The sequence below is a fragment of the Mesorhizobium sp. M0678 genome (genome assembly GCF_040320505.1).
Classification (GTDB): Bacteria; Pseudomonadota; Alphaproteobacteria; order Rhizobiales; family Rhizobiaceae; genus Mesorhizobium.
On sequence record NZ_JAMYPT010000012.1, the window covers coordinates 122,511 to 138,907 of the forward strand.

18 protein-coding genes are annotated in these 16,397 nt (G+C 63.0%); 8 read left to right on the plus strand and 10 right to left on the minus strand.

The window, feature by feature from the left end:
* Positions 1–19: 19 nt before the first annotated feature.
* Positions 20–2,710: an aconitate hydratase AcnA gene (gene acnA, locus NKI29_RS21570; RefSeq protein ID WP_352570025.1), complete on the minus strand. Its 2,691-nt coding sequence runs from the start codon at positions 2,708–2,710 to the stop codon at positions 20–22.
* Between the two features lie 282 nt (positions 2,711–2,992).
* Here acnA and ccmA point away from each other — a divergent pair, with 282 nt between their 5' ends.
* The 4 genes from ccmA (at position 2,993) to NKI29_RS21590 (ending at position 5,161) form a co-directional block, all read left to right on the plus strand.
* On the plus strand, positions 2,993–3,592 hold the full coding sequence (gene ccmA / locus NKI29_RS21575) for a heme ABC exporter ATP-binding protein CcmA (protein WP_352570024.1): 600 nt from the start codon (positions 2,993–2,995) through the stop codon (positions 3,590–3,592).
* Positions 3,593–3,629: 37 nt separating this feature from the next.
* Positions 3,630–4,295, plus strand: coding sequence for a heme exporter protein CcmB (ccmB, locus tag NKI29_RS21580; protein WP_023679814.1), 666 nt, complete (start codon positions 3,630–3,632; stop codon positions 4,293–4,295).
* Between the two features lie 126 nt (positions 4,296–4,421).
* The gene (gene ccmD, locus NKI29_RS21585) at positions 4,422–4,589 is read left to right on the plus strand and encodes a heme exporter protein CcmD (protein ID WP_352456348.1); all 168 of its coding nucleotides are present in this window, start codon (positions 4,422–4,424) and stop codon (positions 4,587–4,589) included.
* Entirely contained in the window at positions 4,586–5,161 is a 576-nt protein-coding gene (locus NKI29_RS21590) for a DsbE family thiol:disulfide interchange protein (RefSeq protein WP_352450188.1), read from the plus strand. The genes ccmD and NKI29_RS21590 overlap by 4 nt, the downstream gene beginning before the upstream one ends.
* An 88-nt stretch (positions 5,162–5,249) precedes the next feature.
* Here NKI29_RS21590 and NKI29_RS21595 read toward each other — a convergent pair whose 3' ends face one another.
* Positions 5,250–5,417 (minus strand): hypothetical protein, encoded by a 168-nt coding sequence (locus NKI29_RS21595; RefSeq protein WP_023721879.1) that lies wholly within the window; start codon positions 5,415–5,417, stop codon positions 5,250–5,252.
* Positions 5,418–5,681: 264 nt separating this feature from the next.
* Between NKI29_RS21595 and NKI29_RS21600 the strand changes: the two genes are divergently transcribed.
* Together NKI29_RS21600 and NKI29_RS21605 are read left to right on the plus strand one after the other, a co-directional pair.
* A complete protein-coding gene (locus NKI29_RS21600; RefSeq protein ID WP_352797188.1) occupies positions 5,682–6,599 on the plus strand; it encodes an SMP-30/gluconolactonase/LRE family protein in 918 nt (305 codons plus the stop codon).
* A gap of 32 nt (positions 6,600–6,631) precedes the next feature.
* Positions 6,632–6,841 carry a tautomerase family protein gene (locus tag NKI29_RS21605; RefSeq protein ID WP_023679809.1) on the plus strand — a complete coding sequence of 70 codons (210 nt, stop codon included), beginning with the start codon at positions 6,632–6,634 and terminating at the stop codon, positions 6,839–6,841.
* Positions 6,842–6,947: 106 nt separating this feature from the next.
* Here NKI29_RS21605 and NKI29_RS21610 read toward each other — a convergent pair whose 3' ends face one another.
* From NKI29_RS21610 to NKI29_RS21640, 7 genes are all read right to left on the minus strand, one after another.
* On the minus strand, positions 6,948–7,481 hold the full coding sequence (locus NKI29_RS21610; protein ID WP_352570207.1) for an NADPH-dependent FMN reductase: 534 nt from the start codon (positions 7,479–7,481) through the stop codon (positions 6,948–6,950).
* A gap of 40 nt (positions 7,482–7,521) precedes the next feature.
* On the minus strand, positions 7,522–8,142 hold the full coding sequence (locus NKI29_RS21615; RefSeq protein WP_352570022.1) for a pyridoxamine 5'-phosphate oxidase family protein: 621 nt from the start codon (positions 8,140–8,142) through the stop codon (positions 7,522–7,524).
* Positions 8,143–8,232: 90 nt separating this feature from the next.
* Complete coding sequence (locus NKI29_RS21620; RefSeq protein WP_023679806.1) at positions 8,233–8,898, minus strand: septation protein A; 666 nt, start codon at positions 8,896–8,898, stop codon at positions 8,233–8,235.
* A gap of 60 nt (positions 8,899–8,958) precedes the next feature.
* On the minus strand, positions 8,959–10,548 hold the full coding sequence (gene ftsY / locus NKI29_RS21625; protein WP_352570019.1) for a signal recognition particle-docking protein FtsY: 1,590 nt from the start codon (positions 10,546–10,548) through the stop codon (positions 8,959–8,961).
* 11 nt (positions 10,549–10,559) lie between these two features.
* Positions 10,560–11,861: a tRNA (N(6)-L-threonylcarbamoyladenosine(37)-C(2))-methylthiotransferase MtaB gene (gene mtaB / locus NKI29_RS21630; RefSeq protein WP_031212717.1), complete on the minus strand. Its 1,302-nt coding sequence runs from the start codon at positions 11,859–11,861 to the stop codon at positions 10,560–10,562.
* Complete coding sequence (gene dapF / locus NKI29_RS21635; RefSeq protein ID WP_352570018.1) at positions 11,861–12,745, minus strand: diaminopimelate epimerase; 885 nt, start codon at positions 12,743–12,745, stop codon at positions 11,861–11,863. The genes mtaB and dapF overlap by 1 nt, the downstream gene beginning before the upstream one ends.
* Positions 12,746–12,819: 74 nt before the next feature.
* Positions 12,820–12,981: a DUF1328 family protein gene (locus NKI29_RS21640; RefSeq protein WP_031195454.1), complete on the minus strand. Its 162-nt coding sequence runs from the start codon at positions 12,979–12,981 to the stop codon at positions 12,820–12,822.
* Between the two features lie 238 nt (positions 12,982–13,219).
* Between NKI29_RS21640 and NKI29_RS21645 the strand changes: the two genes are divergently transcribed.
* Positions 13,220–14,479 carry a flavin-containing monooxygenase gene (locus NKI29_RS21645; protein ID WP_352570017.1) on the plus strand — a complete coding sequence of 420 codons (1,260 nt, stop codon included), beginning with the start codon at positions 13,220–13,222 and terminating at the stop codon, positions 14,477–14,479.
* Here NKI29_RS21645 and NKI29_RS21650 read toward each other — a convergent pair.
* Positions 14,476–15,486 carry an MBL fold metallo-hydrolase gene (locus tag NKI29_RS21650; RefSeq protein WP_352570016.1) on the minus strand — a complete coding sequence of 337 codons (1,011 nt, stop codon included), beginning with the start codon at positions 15,484–15,486 and terminating at the stop codon, positions 14,476–14,478. The two genes, NKI29_RS21645 and NKI29_RS21650, sit on opposite strands and share 4 nt — an antisense overlap.
* A 304-nt stretch (positions 15,487–15,790) precedes the next feature.
* Between NKI29_RS21650 and NKI29_RS21655 the strand changes: the two genes are divergently transcribed.
* On the plus strand, positions 15,791–16,330 hold the full coding sequence (locus tag NKI29_RS21655; RefSeq protein ID WP_023679800.1) for a protease inhibitor Inh/omp19 family protein: 540 nt from the start codon (positions 15,791–15,793) through the stop codon (positions 16,328–16,330).
* Positions 16,331–16,397: the final 67 nt, after the last annotated feature.

The following is a 16,397-nucleotide window of genomic DNA, read 5'->3' on the forward strand; positions in this document are numbered from 1 at the left end:
CCCTTATTGCCCTACTCACTTAAGCGGCCAGATCGCGCAGCACGTATTGCAGGATGCCGCCGTTCTTGAAGTAGTCGAGCTCGTCCAGCGTATCGATGCGGCAGATGATCGGAACCTCTTTGACGCTGCCGTCGCCGTAGGTGATCCTGGCGATCATCTTCTGCCGCGGCTTGATGTTGCTCAGTCCGTCGATCTCGACCAGTTCGTCGCCCTTGAGGTTGAGCGAGGCCCATGAGGTGCCTTCCTCGAAGACGAAGGGGATCACGCCCATGCCGACCAAATTGGAGCGGTGGATGCGCTCGAAGGACTGGGCGATGACCGCGCGGACGCCCAGCAAATTGGTGCCCTTGGCCGCCCAGTCACGCGACGAGCCGTTGCCATATTCGACGCCGGCGAAGATGACCAGCGGCACGCCTTCCTTCTTGTAGCGCATCGCGGCGTCGTAGATCGATTCCTCTTCTTTCGAGGGGTAATGGATGGTGTAGCCGCCCTCGCGGCCGTTCTCGCCCAGCATATGGTTGCGGATGCGGATATTGGCGAAGGTGCCGCGCATCATCACCTCGTGGTTGCCCCGGCGCGTGCCGTACTGGTTGAAATCGGCGACGCCGACGCCGTGGTCGGTAAGATACTTGCCGGCCGGCGAGGCCGCCTTGATCGAACCGGCCGGCGAAATGTGGTCGGTGGTGATCTTGTCGCCGAACAGGCCGAGCACACGCGCGCCCTTGATATCGCCGATCTTGCCGAAGCCTGACTTCATGCCGGCGAAATAGGGTGGGTTCTGCACATAGGTCGAATTGTCGTCCCAGGCATAGGTCTGGCCTTCCGGCGCCTTGACATTCTGCCAGTACTCGTCGCCCTTGAAGACGTCGGCATACTTGCGGGCAAACAATTCGCGCGTGACGTTCTTCTCGATGAATTCCTGGATCTCGACCGAACTTGGCCAGATGTCTTTGAGATAGACCGGACTGCCGTTGCGATCGTCGCCGAGCGGCTCGGTGGTCAGATCTTTGGTCACGGTCCCGGCCAGCGCGTGGGCGACGACCAGCGGCGGCGAGGCGAGATAGTTCGCCTGCACGTCGGGCGAGACGCGGCCTTCGAAATTGCGGTTGCCGGACAAGACTGCCGCAGCAATCAAGCCCTTATCGTTGATGGTCTTGGAGATCGGCGCCGGCAACGGGCCGGAATTGCCGATGCAGGTGGTGCAGCCGAAGCCGACCAGGTTGAAGCCGATCTGGTCGAGCTCCTTCTGCAGGCCGGATTTCTCGAGATATTCGGCGACGACCTGGCTGCCCGGCGCCAATGAGGTCTTGACCCACGGCTTCTGCTTGAGGCCGAGCCGGTTGGCGTTGCGCGCCAACAGCCCGGCGCCGATCAGCACGCTCGGGTTCGAGGTGTTGGTGCAGGAGGTGATGGCGGCGATGACCACATCGCCGTGGCCAAGATCGTAGTCCGTGCTCTCGACGGCATAGCGCTTGTCGATTTCGGCGGCCTTCCTGTATTCGGTCTCCATGGCCTTGGCGAAGCCGGCCGGAATGTCTTCAAGTGCGACCCGGCCTTCAGGCCGCTTCGGGCCGGCCATCGACGGGACGACACTGCCGAGATCGAGCTCCAGCAGGTCGGTGAAGACCGGATCGGCAGAGCCGGCATCGCGCCACAAGCCTTGCGCCTTCGAATAAGCCTCGACCAGGGCGATGCGGCTTTCGTCGCGACCGGACATGGTGAGATAGCGGATGGTTTCGCTGTCGACCGGGAAGAAGCCGCAGGTGGCGCCATATTCCGGCGCCATGTTGCCGATGGTGGCGCGGTCGGCCAGCGTCATGTTGGACAGGCCCGGCCCGAAGAATTCGACGAACTTGCCGACGACGCCCTTCTTGCGCAGCATCTGGGTGACGGTGAGCACCAGGTCGGTGGCGGTGACGCCTTCCCTCAGCCTGCCGGTGAGCCGGAAGCCGATGACTTCAGGCAGCAGCATGGAGACCGGCTGGCCAAGCATCGCGGCCTCGGCCTCGATGCCGCCGACGCCCCAGCCGAGAACGCCGAGGCCGTTGATCATCGTGGTATGTGAATCGGTGCCGACGCAGGTGTCGGGATAGGCGGTGGTCTCGCCGTCTTCGCTGTTGGTCCACACGACCTGACCGAGATATTCGAGATTGACCTGATGGCAGATGCCGGTGCCGGGCGGCACGACGCGGAAATTACGGAACGCCTGCTGGCCCCATTTCAGGAATTTGTAGCGTTCCTCGTTGCGCTCATATTCAAGCTCGACATTGCGGGCGAAAGCCAGTGGCGTGCCGAATTCGTCGACGATGACCGAGTGGTCGATGACCAGATCGACCGGCACCAGCGGATTGATCTTTTGCGGGTCGCCGCCGAGCGAGGCCATGGCGTCGCGCATGGCGGCAAGGTCGACCACGGCTGGAACGCCGGTGAAATCCTGCATCAGCACGCGAGCCGGGCGATAGGCGATCTCGACGCCGGCGGTGCCCCGGTCAGTCAGCCAGCCGGCGACCGCCTGGATGCTCTCCTTGGTAACGGAACGGCCGTCCTCGTTGCGCAGCAGATTCTCCAGCAGCACCTTCATCGAATAGGGCAATTGGGCAATACCGGTGAGGCCGTTCTTTTCGGCCTCGACAAGGTCATAGTAGATGTACTCGGTGCCGCTGGCGGTCAGCGTGCGGCGGCAATTGAAACTGTCGAGTGATTTGGACACGTGCGATCCCTAACTGTCGGTTGCCGGAAGGGAACGGACGCCAGTGGGCATGCAAATCACGCGCAAAGGTGCGGGTACGGCCATTTCCGCTATCCGTTCCCAAGCGTCCGGGCCGTTCAAGGCGGCACGCGCGCTGGTTCGGCGCAAATTCGGTTCCCGTGCCGACCGCTGGCACGGATGATGCGGATATAGAGAATTTTCTGGAATAGTTCTAGACACGGAATCGCCATTTTTGCTGCGGCGCACCGAAGCCGCGCCTGAACGTTCGGCGAAGGGGAACGGATGCGGCTGATCGCGGAAAATCTTGGCGGCGAACGCGGCGGCGAGACGGTATTTTCCGGCATCGAATTCGCGTTGGGGGATGGCCAGGCGCTGGTCGTCACCGGGCCGAACGGCGCCGGCAAATCGACGCTGCTCAGGATCGTCGCCGGACTGTTGCCGGTGGCGGCAGGCCGTGTGCGGTTCGAAGGTGGTGGCGAGGACTTTCCGTCGGCCGCCTCGGCCTGTCACTATCTCGGCCACCTCAACGCGATGAAGAGGGCGCTGAGCGTTACGGAAAACCTGTGCTTCTGGCGCGATTTTTCGGGCGCCGGTTCCGCGGGTGTTGAAGAGGCACTGGAAACCGTCGGGCTGGGCGGCATCGGCCATCTGCCGTTCGGCTACCTCTCGACCGGGCAACGCCGCCGCGCGGCGATTGCAAAACTGCTGGTCAGCCACCGGCCATTGTGGCTGCTCGATGAGCCGACGGCAGGACTGGACAAGGCTTCGGAGGCGAGATTCGGCGAATTGATGGGGAAGCACCTCGAGAGTGGGGGAATCGTGGTTGCGGCGACGCATTTGCCGCTGGGGATCGAGGGAAAGGAATTGAGGATGACCGGCTGATGTTGGCATTCCTTCACAGGCGAAAGCATCTCACATCATGCTAGCCCTCTTCCTGCGCGACATCCGGCTGAGTATCCGCGCCGGCGGCGGGGCGCTTACCGGCGTGATTTTCTTTCTCGCCGTTATCGCGACCATCCCCTTCGGCGTCGGTCCCGAGCTGAAGCTGCTGGCCCGCATCGGCCCGGCGATCCTGTGGATCGCCGCCTTGCTGGCCTGCCTGCTCGGCCTCGACCGGCTGTTCCAGGCCGACCGCGAGGACGGCTCGCTCGATCTTCTGGTGCTTGGCAACGACCGGCACATGCTGGCCTTGACCGTTCTGACGAAATGCCTGGCGCATTGGGCGGGAAGCGTGCTGCCGCTGGTCATCGCCGCTCCCTTGCTCGGCCTGTTCATGAACATGGAGCCGGCCGGCATCGGCGCCACGGCGTTGACGCTTCTGGTAGGCACGCCGGCGATCACCTTCATCGGTGCTGCCGGTGCAGCGGTGGCAGTGGCGTTGCCGCGTGGCGGGCTGCTGATCTCGGTGCTCGTGCTGCCGCTGACCATTCCCGTGCTGATCTTCGGCGTATCGGCAAGCTATGGCGCGGTGGCGGACCCCGATCCATTCCTGCAGCCCTTCCTCATTCTTGCCGCGCTGACCTTGTTTCTTGCCGTGCTCGGCCCTGTGGCGGCGGCGCTGGCGCTACGGCACGGAACGGATTGATGCGTTGGCTTCAGCTCATGCCTGCGGCGCGGCGAACAATTGCGGAGCCGATGGCGCAGCGTTAAGAGAAGACATGTTGGAACGGCGTGAGACGGACCGGTTGGAAAGCGCCGCGGAGCGAAAAGCATGAGCGTACATGCGCTTTATGTCACCGCCGCCTATGCGATCACGGCCGTGGTGCTGGGCGGGCTGATCGGCTGGATTCTGCTCGACCAGCGCGGCCGCAAGCGAGAGCTTGCCGAGCTGGAGGCATCCGGCGTGCGCCGGCGCTCCGATAAGGCAGTAAAATCATGAGCACGGAAACCCAAACACCGGCGCGCCGCCGCCTGATCGTGCTGCTGCCGCTGCTGGTCTTTCTCGGGCTGGCGGGATTGTTCCTGGCGCAGCTTTTGTCCGGGCGCGACGTGTCGGAAGTGCCGTCAGCGCTGATCGGCCTGCCGGCGCCGCAGACCAACCTGCCGGCGCTCGAAGGCACCAATTTGCCGGGCCTCGATTCAAAACAGTTCGCCGGCAAGGTGACGCTGGTCAACGTCTTCGCGTCCTGGTGCGCGCCGTGCCGCGAAGAGCATCCGGTGCTGCTGGCGCTGTCGCAGGACAGACGCTTCGTCATGGCCGCGCTGAACTACAAGGACCAGCCGGAAAACGCCCGTCGGTTCCTTGGCGATCTCGGCAACCCATTCCAGGCGATCGGCGTCGACCAGGCCGGACGCACGGCGATCGACTGGGGTGTCTACGGCGTGCCGGAGACCTTCGTCATCGGCAAGGATGGCAAGATCGCCTATAAGCATGTAGGACCGCTGACGCCGGACTCGGCGCGGACGCTGCTGTTGCCCGAAATCGAGAAGGCGCTGGCCATGCCGGGCTGATGGCCCGCCGTTTCGTCATGCTAGGGTCTTTGCTCCGCTTTGCGTCGCTACGCCCAAGGATGACGAACGTGATAGGTCGACCGAAGACTCAGCCGTAGATCTGCTTGTGGACCTGGTAGAGCATTTCTGAGCGGTCGGCGCGCATGTCGGCGAGGTCACGGCTGCTGAAGCTGTCTATTTCGGCGACGAGGCGGTTGTAATGCCGGCGCTTGGCGATGCTGGCGCGAGCGCGGCTCATGAGGCTGTCGATGATCATAGCGAGTTTCCTTTTTGCGCCGCGTTTCGCGGCCAGTTGTTCCTCCCTTGATCGATACGGAGCATGACATAGTTATGGTGCATTGCAAAAATAAGATGTTGCAATGCACCATTGCGCTGGGCGCATAGCCGGTTAGCGGGATGTGACCTGCCGTCCGGGCCAGCATTCGCTTCCATAATGCCTCTGACGCATCATCGATCTTGCCATATCGATCGTGGGCTGGCTTGATCGCGCCTTGCCAAGCGACTGCTACCGGGAGGAACCATGGCCAGCGAATTCTACGAAGTTCTCGATCCGCGCTTTTCGCGGCTGTTCAACGGCAATGCACAGGTCGACAGGCTGTTTACCGGCTGCCGATGGGCGGAAGGACCGGCCTGGTTCGCGGCCGGGCGCTATGTGGTTTGGTCCGACATCCCGAACAATCGCATGCTGCGTTACGACGAGACCGACGGCAGCGTCAGCGTGTTCCGTCAGCCGTCCGGCAATTCCAACGGCAACACGGTCGACCGGCAAGGCCGGCTGGTTACTTGCGAGCATTCCGGCCGCCGCGTCAGCCGCACCGAGCATGACGGGTCGGTAGTCACCATCGCCGACAAATGGCGCGGCAAGCGGCTGAACTCGCCCAATGACGCGGTGGTCAAGTCCGACGGCTCGATCTGGTTCACCGACCCGAGCTACGGCATCGATACCGATTACGAGGGCGACAAGGCCGAAAGCGAGATCGGCGCCTGCCATGTCTACCGGGTCGATCCCGGCACCAGCGAGACCGAGGCGGTGATCACCGACATGGTCAGGCCCAACGGGCTCGCCTTCTCGCTCGACGAAAGCAAGCTCTATGTCGCCGGCACCGGCCGCACCCATGGCGCGCAAAACCCGGCGCACATCCGGGTGTTCAATGTCGACCAGGGCGGCAAGACGGTCTCAGGCGAAAAGGTCTTTGCCGACTGCACCGCCGGCCTGTTCGACGGTTTCAGGCTGGATGCGGACGGCCGCATCTGGACCAGTGCCGCCGACGGGGTCCATTGCTACGATCCGGACGGGACGCTGATCGGCAAGGTCAAGGTACCGGAAGTCGTCGCCAATTGCGTGTTCGGCGGCAACAAGCTGAACTGCCTCTACATCGCCGGCACCACATCCCTCTACATGGTCCGGCTCATGGTCAACGGCGCCAAAACCTACTGAGCGGCCGCCAAGCATATGCAAGGGAGGGAACCATGCCATTCGTGAATATCCGCCTGGTCAAGGAGGTGATTGCCGATGACCCGGCCGGCAAAAAGGCCGCGATCGCCGCCCAAGTGACAGCGGCCATCACCAGCGTCACCGGCCTGACCAACAATGATGTCTGGGTGGTTTTCGAGGAGGTCGCTGCACGCGACTGGTTCGTCGGCGAGACCGACGTCGAGACGCGGAGGGGCAAGGGATAGTTCCCGGCACAGATTGGCCGCAGCTCCTAGCGTCGTCATCCCAGGGCGGAGCAGGAGCGAAGCTCCGTCGCGGAGACCCTGGGATGACGAAAGCACGGTCCGGCGTTCACCGCGAGCGGATGAACTCCGCGAAGGCGGATAGGGCATCGCGCATCGTCAGCCGGTTTTCAGGCTGCGATAAGATATCCTCCACCTCCAGCAGCTTCTTGCCGAGCAGCGCTATTTCGAGCGCTGCTTCCTCATGGAGCGCAAAAGACATTGTCCGCATGATCTCGACCAGTGCGGCGCGGGCAAACAGCGAGCGCGGCGAGGCATGCACCAGCATGGCTGGCTTGCCAACGGCGGCATCGCGCGACACCAGCCAGTCAAGCGCGTTCTTCAGGCCGCCTGGCACACCGTGGGCATATTCCGGGCAGGAGACGATGACGCCGTCGGCGGCGGTGACCGCATCGATCAGCGCCGCTGCTTGCGGCGGCGTTCGCTCGCCTTCGTCGTCGGGGTTGAAGATCGGCAGCCGACCAAGCCCGTCATAGACGGAGACGTGACAGTCCGGCGGCGCGTTTTGCGCGAGTGCCGCGACCAGGGCCGAATTGGTCGAGGCGGCGCGCAGGCTGCCGGAGATGGCGAGGATGTTCAGCAAAGGAATGGAGACCGGCTTGGGCGATTCGTTGCCGATCACGCTACCACATGGTCTTCCTGTATTCATCGTCCAGCCAGCGGTCGGTCGCCTCGGCCGAATCGGCGAGCGCCAGCTGGTCGCGCAGGATCTGGCCGAGCGTCGGCAGCGTCGCGCGGTCGTACCAGCTCTCCGGCTTCCACAGTTCGGAGCGCATGAAGGCCTTGGCGCAATGCATATAGGCGGCCTTGACCGTTACCACGACGACGCTTTGCGGTGCCTTGCCGTCGACCGCCAGCCGCTCACGCAATGCCGCATCGACGGTGATGCGGGCATCGCCATTGACACGCAGCGTTTCGTTCATGCCGGGAATGAGGAAGAGCAGCCCGATCGAGGGATTGAGAAGGATGTTCTCCAGCGTGTCGAGCCGGTTGTTGCCGGGACGGTCGGGGATGGCGATGGTCTTCTCGTCGAGCACTGTTACGAAGCCCGGCCTGTCGCCCTTGGGCGTCACATCGGCATTGCCGGCGCCGTCGGACGAGCCGATCAGCACGAAAGGGCTCTTGCCGATGAAGGAACGGCAGTGGCCGTCCAATGCCTTCAGTTCCTTGCGGATCGAGCCGTCAGTCGGCCGAGGCGTCTTGTAGATCGTCCTCAACTCGTCGCGTGTGGTGATGAATTCCATGCCCCTCTCCTCTTATTCTGACGCAATTCCCTAGGGAAAGCGCTACGCGCTTTTCCCGGGAAAACCGCTACACACTTTCCTGGAATTGCTCTATTTGCCGGCCTTCTCTTCCTTGCCGGTCTTGTCCTCGAGCGAATGGCGCAGGATCAACGGCATTTGGCTTAACGTGAAGACAAGGGTAATGGGAATCGTGCCCCAGACCTTGAAATAAAGCCAGGCTTCCTCAGAAAAGTTGCGCCACACGACCTCGTTCAGCGCAGCCAGAAAAAGGAAGAAGAGCCCCCATCGGAAAGTGAGCTTGCGCCAGCCTTCGGCGTCGAGATTGAAGGCGGAATCAAAGACATAGCCCAACAGCGATCTGCCAAACGCCAACCCGCCAAGCAACGTGATGCCGAACAGGCTGTTGATGATTGTCGGCTTCATGAAAGCGAAGGTCTTGTCCTGCAGCCACAGCGCCAGCGCGCCAAACACAAACACCACGATGGCCGAGACCAACGGCATGATCGGCCAGCTGCGCGTCAAAATCCACGAAACGCTGAGCGATAGCGCCGTCGCCACCATAAAGAACGCTGTGGCAATCAGGATAGGCTCGCCGATATGGCCGAGGATCGGAAACTTCCCGACAAGCCACGCACCGCGGATGGTGGTGAAAAAGAACACCAGGCCAGGCCCGAGTTCGAGCAGGAATTTCAGGCCGGGGTTCAATGCCTTGCGGCGCGGATCGGACAGGTCGCGTTCGAGGATGGGTGGGCTCATAGGGTCCTTCTTACGCATGATTCAATCCAAAAAGCCTGCAACTTTTTGGGATCATGCTCGTCAAGCCACGCCAGCGATCGCCCTGGCGAATTCGCTTGCGGAAAAGGGTTCGAGGTCGTCGACCTGTTCGCCGACGCCGATGAAATAGACCGGCAATTTATGCTTTGCCGCGATCGCCACCAGAATACCGCCGCGCGCCGTGCCGTCCAGCTTGGTCATCACCAGGCCGTTGACGCCGGCGACATTGCGGAAGATCTCGACCTGGTTGAGCGCATTCTGGCCGGTGGTGGCATCGACCGTCTGCAGCACGGTGTGCGGCGCTTCCGGATCGAGCTTGCCCAGCACCCGGACGATCTTTTCCAGTTCCGCCATTAGTTCGGTCTTGTTCTGCAGCCGCCCGGCGGTGTCGATGATCAGCACGTCGGAGCCGGCCTCCTTCGCGCGCTCGAATGCATCGTAGGCGAGGCCGGCGGCATCGGCGCCGAGCTTCGAGGCAATGACCGGCGAGTTGGTACGCTCGCCCCAGATCTTCAGCTGCTCGATCGCGGCTGCGCGAAAGGTGTCGCCGGCGGCGAGCATCACCGAGAGACCGCCATCGGTGAGCTTCGCCGCCAGCTTGCCGATGGTCGTGGTCTTCCCCGTGCCGTTGACGCCGACCACCAGGATAACATGCGGCTTGTGGCTGAGGTCGAGCTCCAACGGCATGGCGACGTGGGTCAGCACCTTCTCAACCTCGGCCGCCATGATGGTCCGGACTTCGGTGTCGGAGACGTCCTTGCCGTAGCGGCTGGCGGAGAGCGCGTCGGTAACGCGCAAAGCCGTCTCCATGCCGAGATCGGCGCGGATCAGCACATCCTCCAGGTCCTGCAGCGTGTCCTCGTCAAGTTTCCGCTTGGTGAAGACGCCGGCGATGTTGCCCGACAACTCCTTGGAAGAGCGGGCAAGCCCGTCTCGCATGCGCTGGAACCAGGAGCGCCTCGGCGCCGGTTCGGGCGCCTTCTGCGGCTCGGCTTTCTGCTCGACCTTCTTGGTCACGGTGACTTTGCCGGGGGCGGGCTTTGGCTCCGGCGATGGTTGCGGAACGGCTTCTGGCTCGGGCGTTACCTCCCCCTCGATGGGAGGGTGGGGCGCCGGCACGACCTCCGGTTCGGGCGCGATCTCGGTCAAGATCGGTTTCGTCTCGGCCGGCGCTGGCTGGCGGATCGGGGGCGGTATTTCGGCGGGCGGGACTTCGCGCGCTGGCGCTGCTGAGGGAGCCTCGGTGGGCACTACCGGCACTTCGACGGGTGCAGGTTCTGGCTGGGAGGGGACGATTTCTGGCTGCTGCGGCTCGGCCCGGATCTCCTCCGGTTCCTCAGCAGGCGTTTCCGGCTCGGGTGGAACGGTCGGCGGCGGCTCAGGCTTCTGCGATTCCGGCGCCGGTTGGGGTGCCGGAGGCAACTCTGGTTCGACTGGCGGTGGAGGTACGGCTTCGACTTCGGGTCGCGACTCTTCGCGTTTCAAAAACTCCGGGACGGCCTGCTCGGCGGCCGGTTTCAGCGCCTCCAGTTCGTCCCATTTGATCGGCGGCAGCGGTGCGGTCTCGTCGGGCCGCTCCTCGACGACTTCCTTCTTGCCGAACGAAAATATCTTCTTGAAAAAACCAGCCATGTCTTGCGCTCTCAGGCGGCGCGGGCGGCAAGCGGCGCGGCGATCAGTCGGATACCGTCATGGCCGGCGATATCAGCCTCGACGATGTCGCCCGGAGCGCCGGCAGAGACCGCGGCCAGCGTAAACCCTTCGGTGCGGCCAAGGCCGTCACGCTCGACCAGGATCGACTGATGCGTTCCAGCGAGCGAGGCAAGATGGCGGCGATAGGCGGCCTCGCCGGCGGCGCGCAGGCGTGCCGCGCGTTGCTTGACGACGTCGCGGCGGAGCTGCGGCATGCGCGCGGCGGGCGTGCCCTGGCGCGGCGAAAACGGGAAGACGTGGAGATGCGTCAGGCCGCATTCCTCGACGATCTCCAGCGAGTTTTCGAACATGGCGTCCGTCTCGGTCGGGAAGCCGGCGATGATGTCGGCGCCGAAAACAATGCCGGGGCGCAGTTTGCGCACATCCTCGCAAAAGCGGATCGACTGGTCGCGGCTGTGCCGGCGCTTCATCCGCTTCAGGATCATGTCGTCACCCGATTGCAGCGATAGATGCAGATGCGGCATCAGCCTCGGCTCGGTGGCGATGGCGTCCAGCAGATCGTCGTCGGCTTCGATCGAGTCGATGGAGGAAAGCCGCAGGCGTTTCACGTCTGGCACCTGCTTCAGGATGGTCTTGACCAATTTGCCGAGCTTCGGTGCGCCCGGCAGATCGGCGCCGAAACTGGTCATGTCGACGCCCGTCAGCACGATCTCGGCATAACCATTGCCGACGAGTCGCTTGATCTGCTCGACCACGGCGCCCATAGGCACCGAGCGCGAATTGCCGCGACCGTAGGGAATGATGCAGAAGGTACAGCGGTGGTCGCAGCCGTTCTGCACCTGGACAAAAGCGCGCGCCCGGCCCTCGATGGCGTCGACCATGTGGGCGGCCGTCTCGCGCACCGAAAAGATATCGTTGACGCGCGCCTTCTCAGTGTCGTTGACGCCGAAATCCGGCAGCGCGCGATAGGAATGCGCCTTCAGCTTTTCCTCATTGCCGAGGACGAGATCGACCTCGTCCATGGCGACGAAATCCTGCGGGCCGGTCTGCGCGGCGCAGCCGGTAACGATGATGCGGGCAGCCGGGTTCTCACGGCGGGCTTTTCTGATCGACTGCTTGGCCTGGCGTACAGCCTCGCCGGTGACGGCGCAGGTGTTGAAGATGATGGCACCGCCTTCGAGCCCGCCGAGGCCCGCACTTTCGGCTTCACGCCGCATCACCTCGGATTCATAGGTGTTCAGCCGGCAGCCGAAGGTGACGACCTCGATACCCTTGTTGCCAAGAGGAGCCATCAGGCGGCGCTTTCGGTGTCGCGCGCCCACGCCCCGGTCGACGGATCGAAGCTGCCGGAAAATTCCCATTCGGCGGCACCGGTCAGGATGACGTGGTCGTCGTCGCGCCACAAAACATGCAGCGAGCCGTCGCCGGGCGTCATCAGCGTGACGCCGCGGCCGGTACGCCGGGTGCGGGACGCGGCGACCACAGCGGCGCAAGCAGCCGTGCCGCAGGCCTTGGTCAGGCCGGCGCCGCGCTCCCAGGTGCGGATGACCATGGTCTCCGGCGAAGTCACCTGCGCGATGGTGATGTTGGCGCGCTCGGGGAAGATCGGATGGTTTTCGAGCAGCGGGCCGAAGCGCTCGAGCTCGTACGACCAGACGTCGCGGTCGACCCAGAAGATGGCGTGCGGATTGCCCATCGAGACGACCGAGGGCGAATGCAGCACCGGGGCATCGATCGGGCCGATCTGCAGCTCGATCATGCGGGTGTCGCGGAATTCCTCGGCCAGCGGGATGTCCTGCCAGCCAAAGCGCGGCCTGCCCATGTCGACCGAGATCATTCCGTCGGCATGTTCCTCGGCATTGAGGATGCCGGCGACTGTTTCAAAGGCAAATGTCTTCTGGCCGGTCTCGGCGGCGAGCGCCTGGACGACACAACGCATGCCGTTGCCGCAGGCCTGCGCCCTGGTTCCGTCGGAATTCAAGATGTCGATGAAAAAGGCGGTGCCCGGCGTCCTGGGGTCGTGGATTGCCATGATCTGGTCGAACCTGGTCGCCGCATCGGCATTAAGCGCGACGGCTGCCGCAGGCGTCACGCGATCGGCACGGCCACGCATATCGGCAACGATGATTTCGTTGCCGATGCCGTTCATCTTGGCGAAAGGGGCCGCGCTTGCCATCGATCGAAAGGTCTCTTGCCGGTTTGGCGCCTATATGGCGGATAGCGGCAGAAATTACCAGCGCGGCGTGATTTTCAGGTCACCGCGAAGACGCCAAGCACGATCAGCAGGAAGATGATCAGCACGATGCCGATGAGGATGCGGGCGCCGGTGGCGGCGGCTCCGGCCAGTGCCGGCATGCCGAGCAGGCTCGCCGCGGCCGCGATAATCAAAAGAATGATGATCCACCTGATCATGAGATTACCTCGCAGCCGACAGGTTTGAACACGTACAAACGCTTCAGCGAGGCCTTGGGTTCCGCCGGCGGTGGCTGGGGCGGGTCGGAGAACCCGGCTGGGATATGCAGCTACGGATGCAATGTGTCATAGTATTGAATGATCCAAACGACGTGTTCGCTGGCACATGAGCTGCGGCCGGCGGATAGGAAAGTCGGGACTTGCATATTTGAGTCTCGACGGCTTGGTAAAATTTCCAATGACCGAGCGTTGGGACACAATCATTATTGGTGGCGGCCAGGCGGGGCTCGCCATGAGCTACTATCTTCAACAACATGAACGTGAGCATGTTGTGTTGGAACGCGCTCGTATTGCCGAACGCTGGCGGACGGAGCGTTGGGATTCGCTCCGATTTCAATTCATCAACCAGGCAATAGAGCTTCCTGGGCTTTCTTATCAGGGCCCCGAACCGGAGGGGTTCGCCCATCACACCGCTGTCACGCGATTCATCGAGCACTATGCGGCCAAAATTGCAGCTCCGGTTCGCCAGGGTGTCGAGGTCACGAGGCTCCGGCACAGGGATACCGGCGATTATGCATTGGAGACAAACACCGGCAGCATGAGAGCCCGCAACGTCGTAGTGGCGACGGGCCCGTTCCAGCGTTCGATGGTACCGGCGGCCGCAAGGGATTTGCCTCGATCCGTTTACCAGGTTCACGCCTCGAACTACCGCAGCCCCGACGAACTTCCCCCCGGAGCGGTGCTGGTGGTGGGCAGCGGCGCATCTGGAAGCCAGATAGCCGATGAGCTCCAGCAATCCGGGCGCAATGTCTATCTTTCGGTCAGCCCCCATCGTCGGGTGCCTCGGCGCTATCGCGGCAAGGATGTTTTGTGGTGGTTCGACAAAATGGGACGTTTCGAGATCACCATCGACAGTTTCCCGGAGCAGCGGTATCCCCCCTCGACGGTCGTAACCGGTGTCAACGGCGGTTACGATATGAACGTCCGCCGTTTTGCCCGCGATGGCGGAACGGTGCTGGGACGTGTGCTCGGATGCGCCGATGGAAAACTGTTGGTGGCCGCTGATGCCTTCCAGATATTAGCTGAAGCCGACAAATCCTATGACGATTTTGTTTCCGCTGCGGAGGCGTTGGCAGAGAAACGTGAAGTCTCGGACCATATCAGCGATGGCAATGAACATTCAGTAACCCCAATCCTGGCGGAAGTCGGCGGTGCCCGGTCAATGGATATCAGCAGCGAGAACGTCAGCTCGGTTATCTGGGGGACGGGATACCTCTTCGACTACAACTGGATAGATTTGCCAATTTTCGATTCGCGCGGTGCACCCGTTCAACAGCGTGGCGTGACGGCTTTTCCTGGCCTGTATTTTCTTGGCCTCCATTGGATGCATACCTTTGGCTCCGGCCTTCTCTCATATGTAGGCCGCGACGCCGCCCACATAGCCAGGTGTATGGAAGCCTTGGGGTCGCCTGCGCCGTCAGGCCGGTCGCCGGGCTAGACCGCCGGCACGTCCCAGACTTCGCCCGGCCGCAAGGCGCGAAAACGTTGCCGCGGCAGGCCGGCAGCATCGAGCGCTTCGCCGAGCTTTCTGGGCGGCTCATCGATCGGCTCGTTGGTGAGCCGGAACGTGCCCCAGTGACAGCCGGCGGCATAGGCGGCGTTGCACAAAAGCATGCCTTGCACCGCCTCCTCCGGATCCTGGTGATGTGGCGCCATGAACCAGCGCGGCTCGTAGGCGCCGATCGGCAGGATGGCGAGGCGGAACCCGCCGTGCTTTTGCGCCATCAGCCGGTAATTGATGCCACCGTGGAAGCCGGTATCGCCGGCGAAATAGATCTTTGCGTCGGGTGTCTCGACGACGAAACCCGCCCACAGCGCCATGCGCCGGTCGCGAGTACCGCGGGCCGACCAGTGGTGCACCGGCTCGACATAGACGGCGACGCGATCGCCGATATCGACCCGGTCGCCCCAGTCATGCGCGGAAAGCCGCATACGGGGCACGGCAGCGCCGATGATCGTGTCGTTGCCGAGCGGCGTCAGCAGCAGCGGGTCGTGTCTTGTCTTCAGGCGCTTCAGCGTGGCGAGGTCGAGATGGTCGTAATGGTTGTGGCTGACCAGCACGAGGTCGATCGGCGGCAAATGCGAAAAGGCGATGCCCGGCGGATTGACGCGTTTCGGACCGGCGAAGGAGAGCGGCGAGACACGCCGCGACCAGACCGGGTCGGTCAGGATGTTCAGGCCGGCTGTCTGGACGAGCAGCGAGGAATGACCGACCATGGTGAGGCGCAGCGCAGAACCATCGATGCGCTCGACCGGTCTTGCCGGTGGAAACGGGCTCGGATCCGCCGCCGGCCATTTCGAGCGCTCGCGGCTCAATTGCCATTTCAACAGATCGGCAAAGCGACCCGGCGGCCGTCCGTTGGGATTGAAGAACAAGGTGCCGTCGAAATGATCGCTGGGCGGCCCGCTGTAATAGCGGTTGGCGGCTCTCTTTCTCGCGGCCAAGAAATCGGCTCCCTGCAGTTTGCTGATCCCAAGAGATAATGCCGGAGCCGGCCCGCACAAGCATTTGAGGTGAACGCCAAGGATTTGGCGCCAGCGCGCCGTATCGAATCAACCGGAGGTGTCGGCCAAACGGCCAAGGCGTAACGCAAGTTCAGGCAATGTGCATTTTGCGACAAATTTGCAACATTACCGGCGCAAACCGTATTTTAACCATATCGGGTTGAAATTTCGCCACCTTCTCCATCTTGGTGAGGGGGACATTGCGCGGACGGCATCCCCAGCCCGATCCGACGGAGGTTGAAGAATGAAATTTTCGAAAACCGGCCTGCTGGCCGTATCGCTGGCCGTGCTCGTTGCGAGCGGCTGTTCAACCTCACGGTTCTCATCGATGGACGAGCAGCAGCCGGCGCCGCTGGAAGCTGCGCCCGCCGGCAAGGTGACTGCAAACCAGCTGCCGCCACCGGCGACACCCGGCCCGGCCGACCCGTCGAAATTTCCGACCGCGCCGCAGAACACGCAGGTCGCCTCGCTGCCGCCCGATGGGACGGCGCCGGCCGGTGCGGCCGATCTGACCGCGTCCAGCGTCGCCGGTGTGTGGAAGGCAAGCGTGTCCGGCCAGAGCTGTCAGGTGGCGACGCCGCAGACCAAATTCGGTTCGGGCTACCGCGCCGGACCGCTGCATTGCCCGGCGCCGCTCGATGGCATCAAATCCTGGAACGTCGCCGGCAAACAGCTGACGCTCTTTGACGAGAATGGCGGCACGCTGGCACGGCTCTATTCCTCGGGCGGCGAGAAATTCGACGGCCAGACTTCCAACGGCCTGCCGATCTCGCTTACAAGGTAAGAGAACGGCCCCCATTGTTACGCAATTCCGGACGGAAAACCGTTACACACTTTTCCTGGAATTGCCT

What these genes read in the sequence shown, in the direction of transcription:
- ccmA (WP_352570024.1), top strand. Translation starts at nt 2,993, where the DNA reads ATGCGGCTGATCGCGGAAAATCTTGGCGGCGAACGCGGCGGCGAGACG.
- ccmB (WP_023679814.1), top strand. Translation starts at nt 3,630, where the DNA reads ATGCTAGCCCTCTTCCTGCGCGACATCCGGCTGAGTATCCGCGCCGGC.
- ccmD (WP_352456348.1), top strand. Translation starts at nt 4,422, where the DNA reads ATGAGCGTACATGCGCTTTATGTCACCGCCGCCTATGCGATCACGGCC.
- NKI29_RS21590 (WP_352450188.1), top strand. Translation starts at nt 4,586, where the DNA reads ATGAGCACGGAAACCCAAACACCGGCGCGCCGCCGCCTGATCGTGCTG.
- NKI29_RS21595 (WP_023721879.1), bottom strand. Translation starts at nt 5,417, where the DNA reads ATGATCATCGACAGCCTCATGAGCCGCGCTCGCGCCAGCATCGCCAAG.
- NKI29_RS21600 (WP_352797188.1), top strand. Translation starts at nt 5,682, where the DNA reads ATGGCCAGCGAATTCTACGAAGTTCTCGATCCGCGCTTTTCGCGGCTG.
- NKI29_RS21605 (WP_023679809.1), top strand. Translation starts at nt 6,632, where the DNA reads ATGCCATTCGTGAATATCCGCCTGGTCAAGGAGGTGATTGCCGATGAC.
- NKI29_RS21615 (WP_352570022.1), bottom strand. Translation starts at nt 8,142, where the DNA reads ATGGAATTCATCACCACACGCGACGAGTTGAGGACGATCTACAAGACG.
- NKI29_RS21620 (WP_023679806.1), bottom strand. Translation starts at nt 8,898, where the DNA reads ATGAGCCCACCCATCCTCGAACGCGACCTGTCCGATCCGCGCCGCAAG.
- ftsY (WP_352570019.1), bottom strand. Translation starts at nt 10,548, where the DNA reads ATGGCTGGTTTTTTCAAGAAGATATTTTCGTTCGGCAAGAAGGAAGTC.
- mtaB (WP_031212717.1), bottom strand. Translation starts at nt 11,861, where the DNA reads ATGGCTCCTCTTGGCAACAAGGGTATCGAGGTCGTCACCTTCGGCTGC.
- dapF (WP_352570018.1), bottom strand. Translation starts at nt 12,745, where the DNA reads ATGGCAAGCGCGGCCCCTTTCGCCAAGATGAACGGCATCGGCAACGAA.
- NKI29_RS21640 (WP_031195454.1), bottom strand. Translation starts at nt 12,981, where the DNA reads ATGATCAGGTGGATCATCATTCTTTTGATTATCGCGGCCGCGGCGAGC.
- NKI29_RS21645 (WP_352570017.1), top strand. Translation starts at nt 13,220, where the DNA reads ATGACCGAGCGTTGGGACACAATCATTATTGGTGGCGGCCAGGCGGGG.
- NKI29_RS21655 (WP_023679800.1), top strand. Translation starts at nt 15,791, where the DNA reads ATGAAATTTTCGAAAACCGGCCTGCTGGCCGTATCGCTGGCCGTGCTC.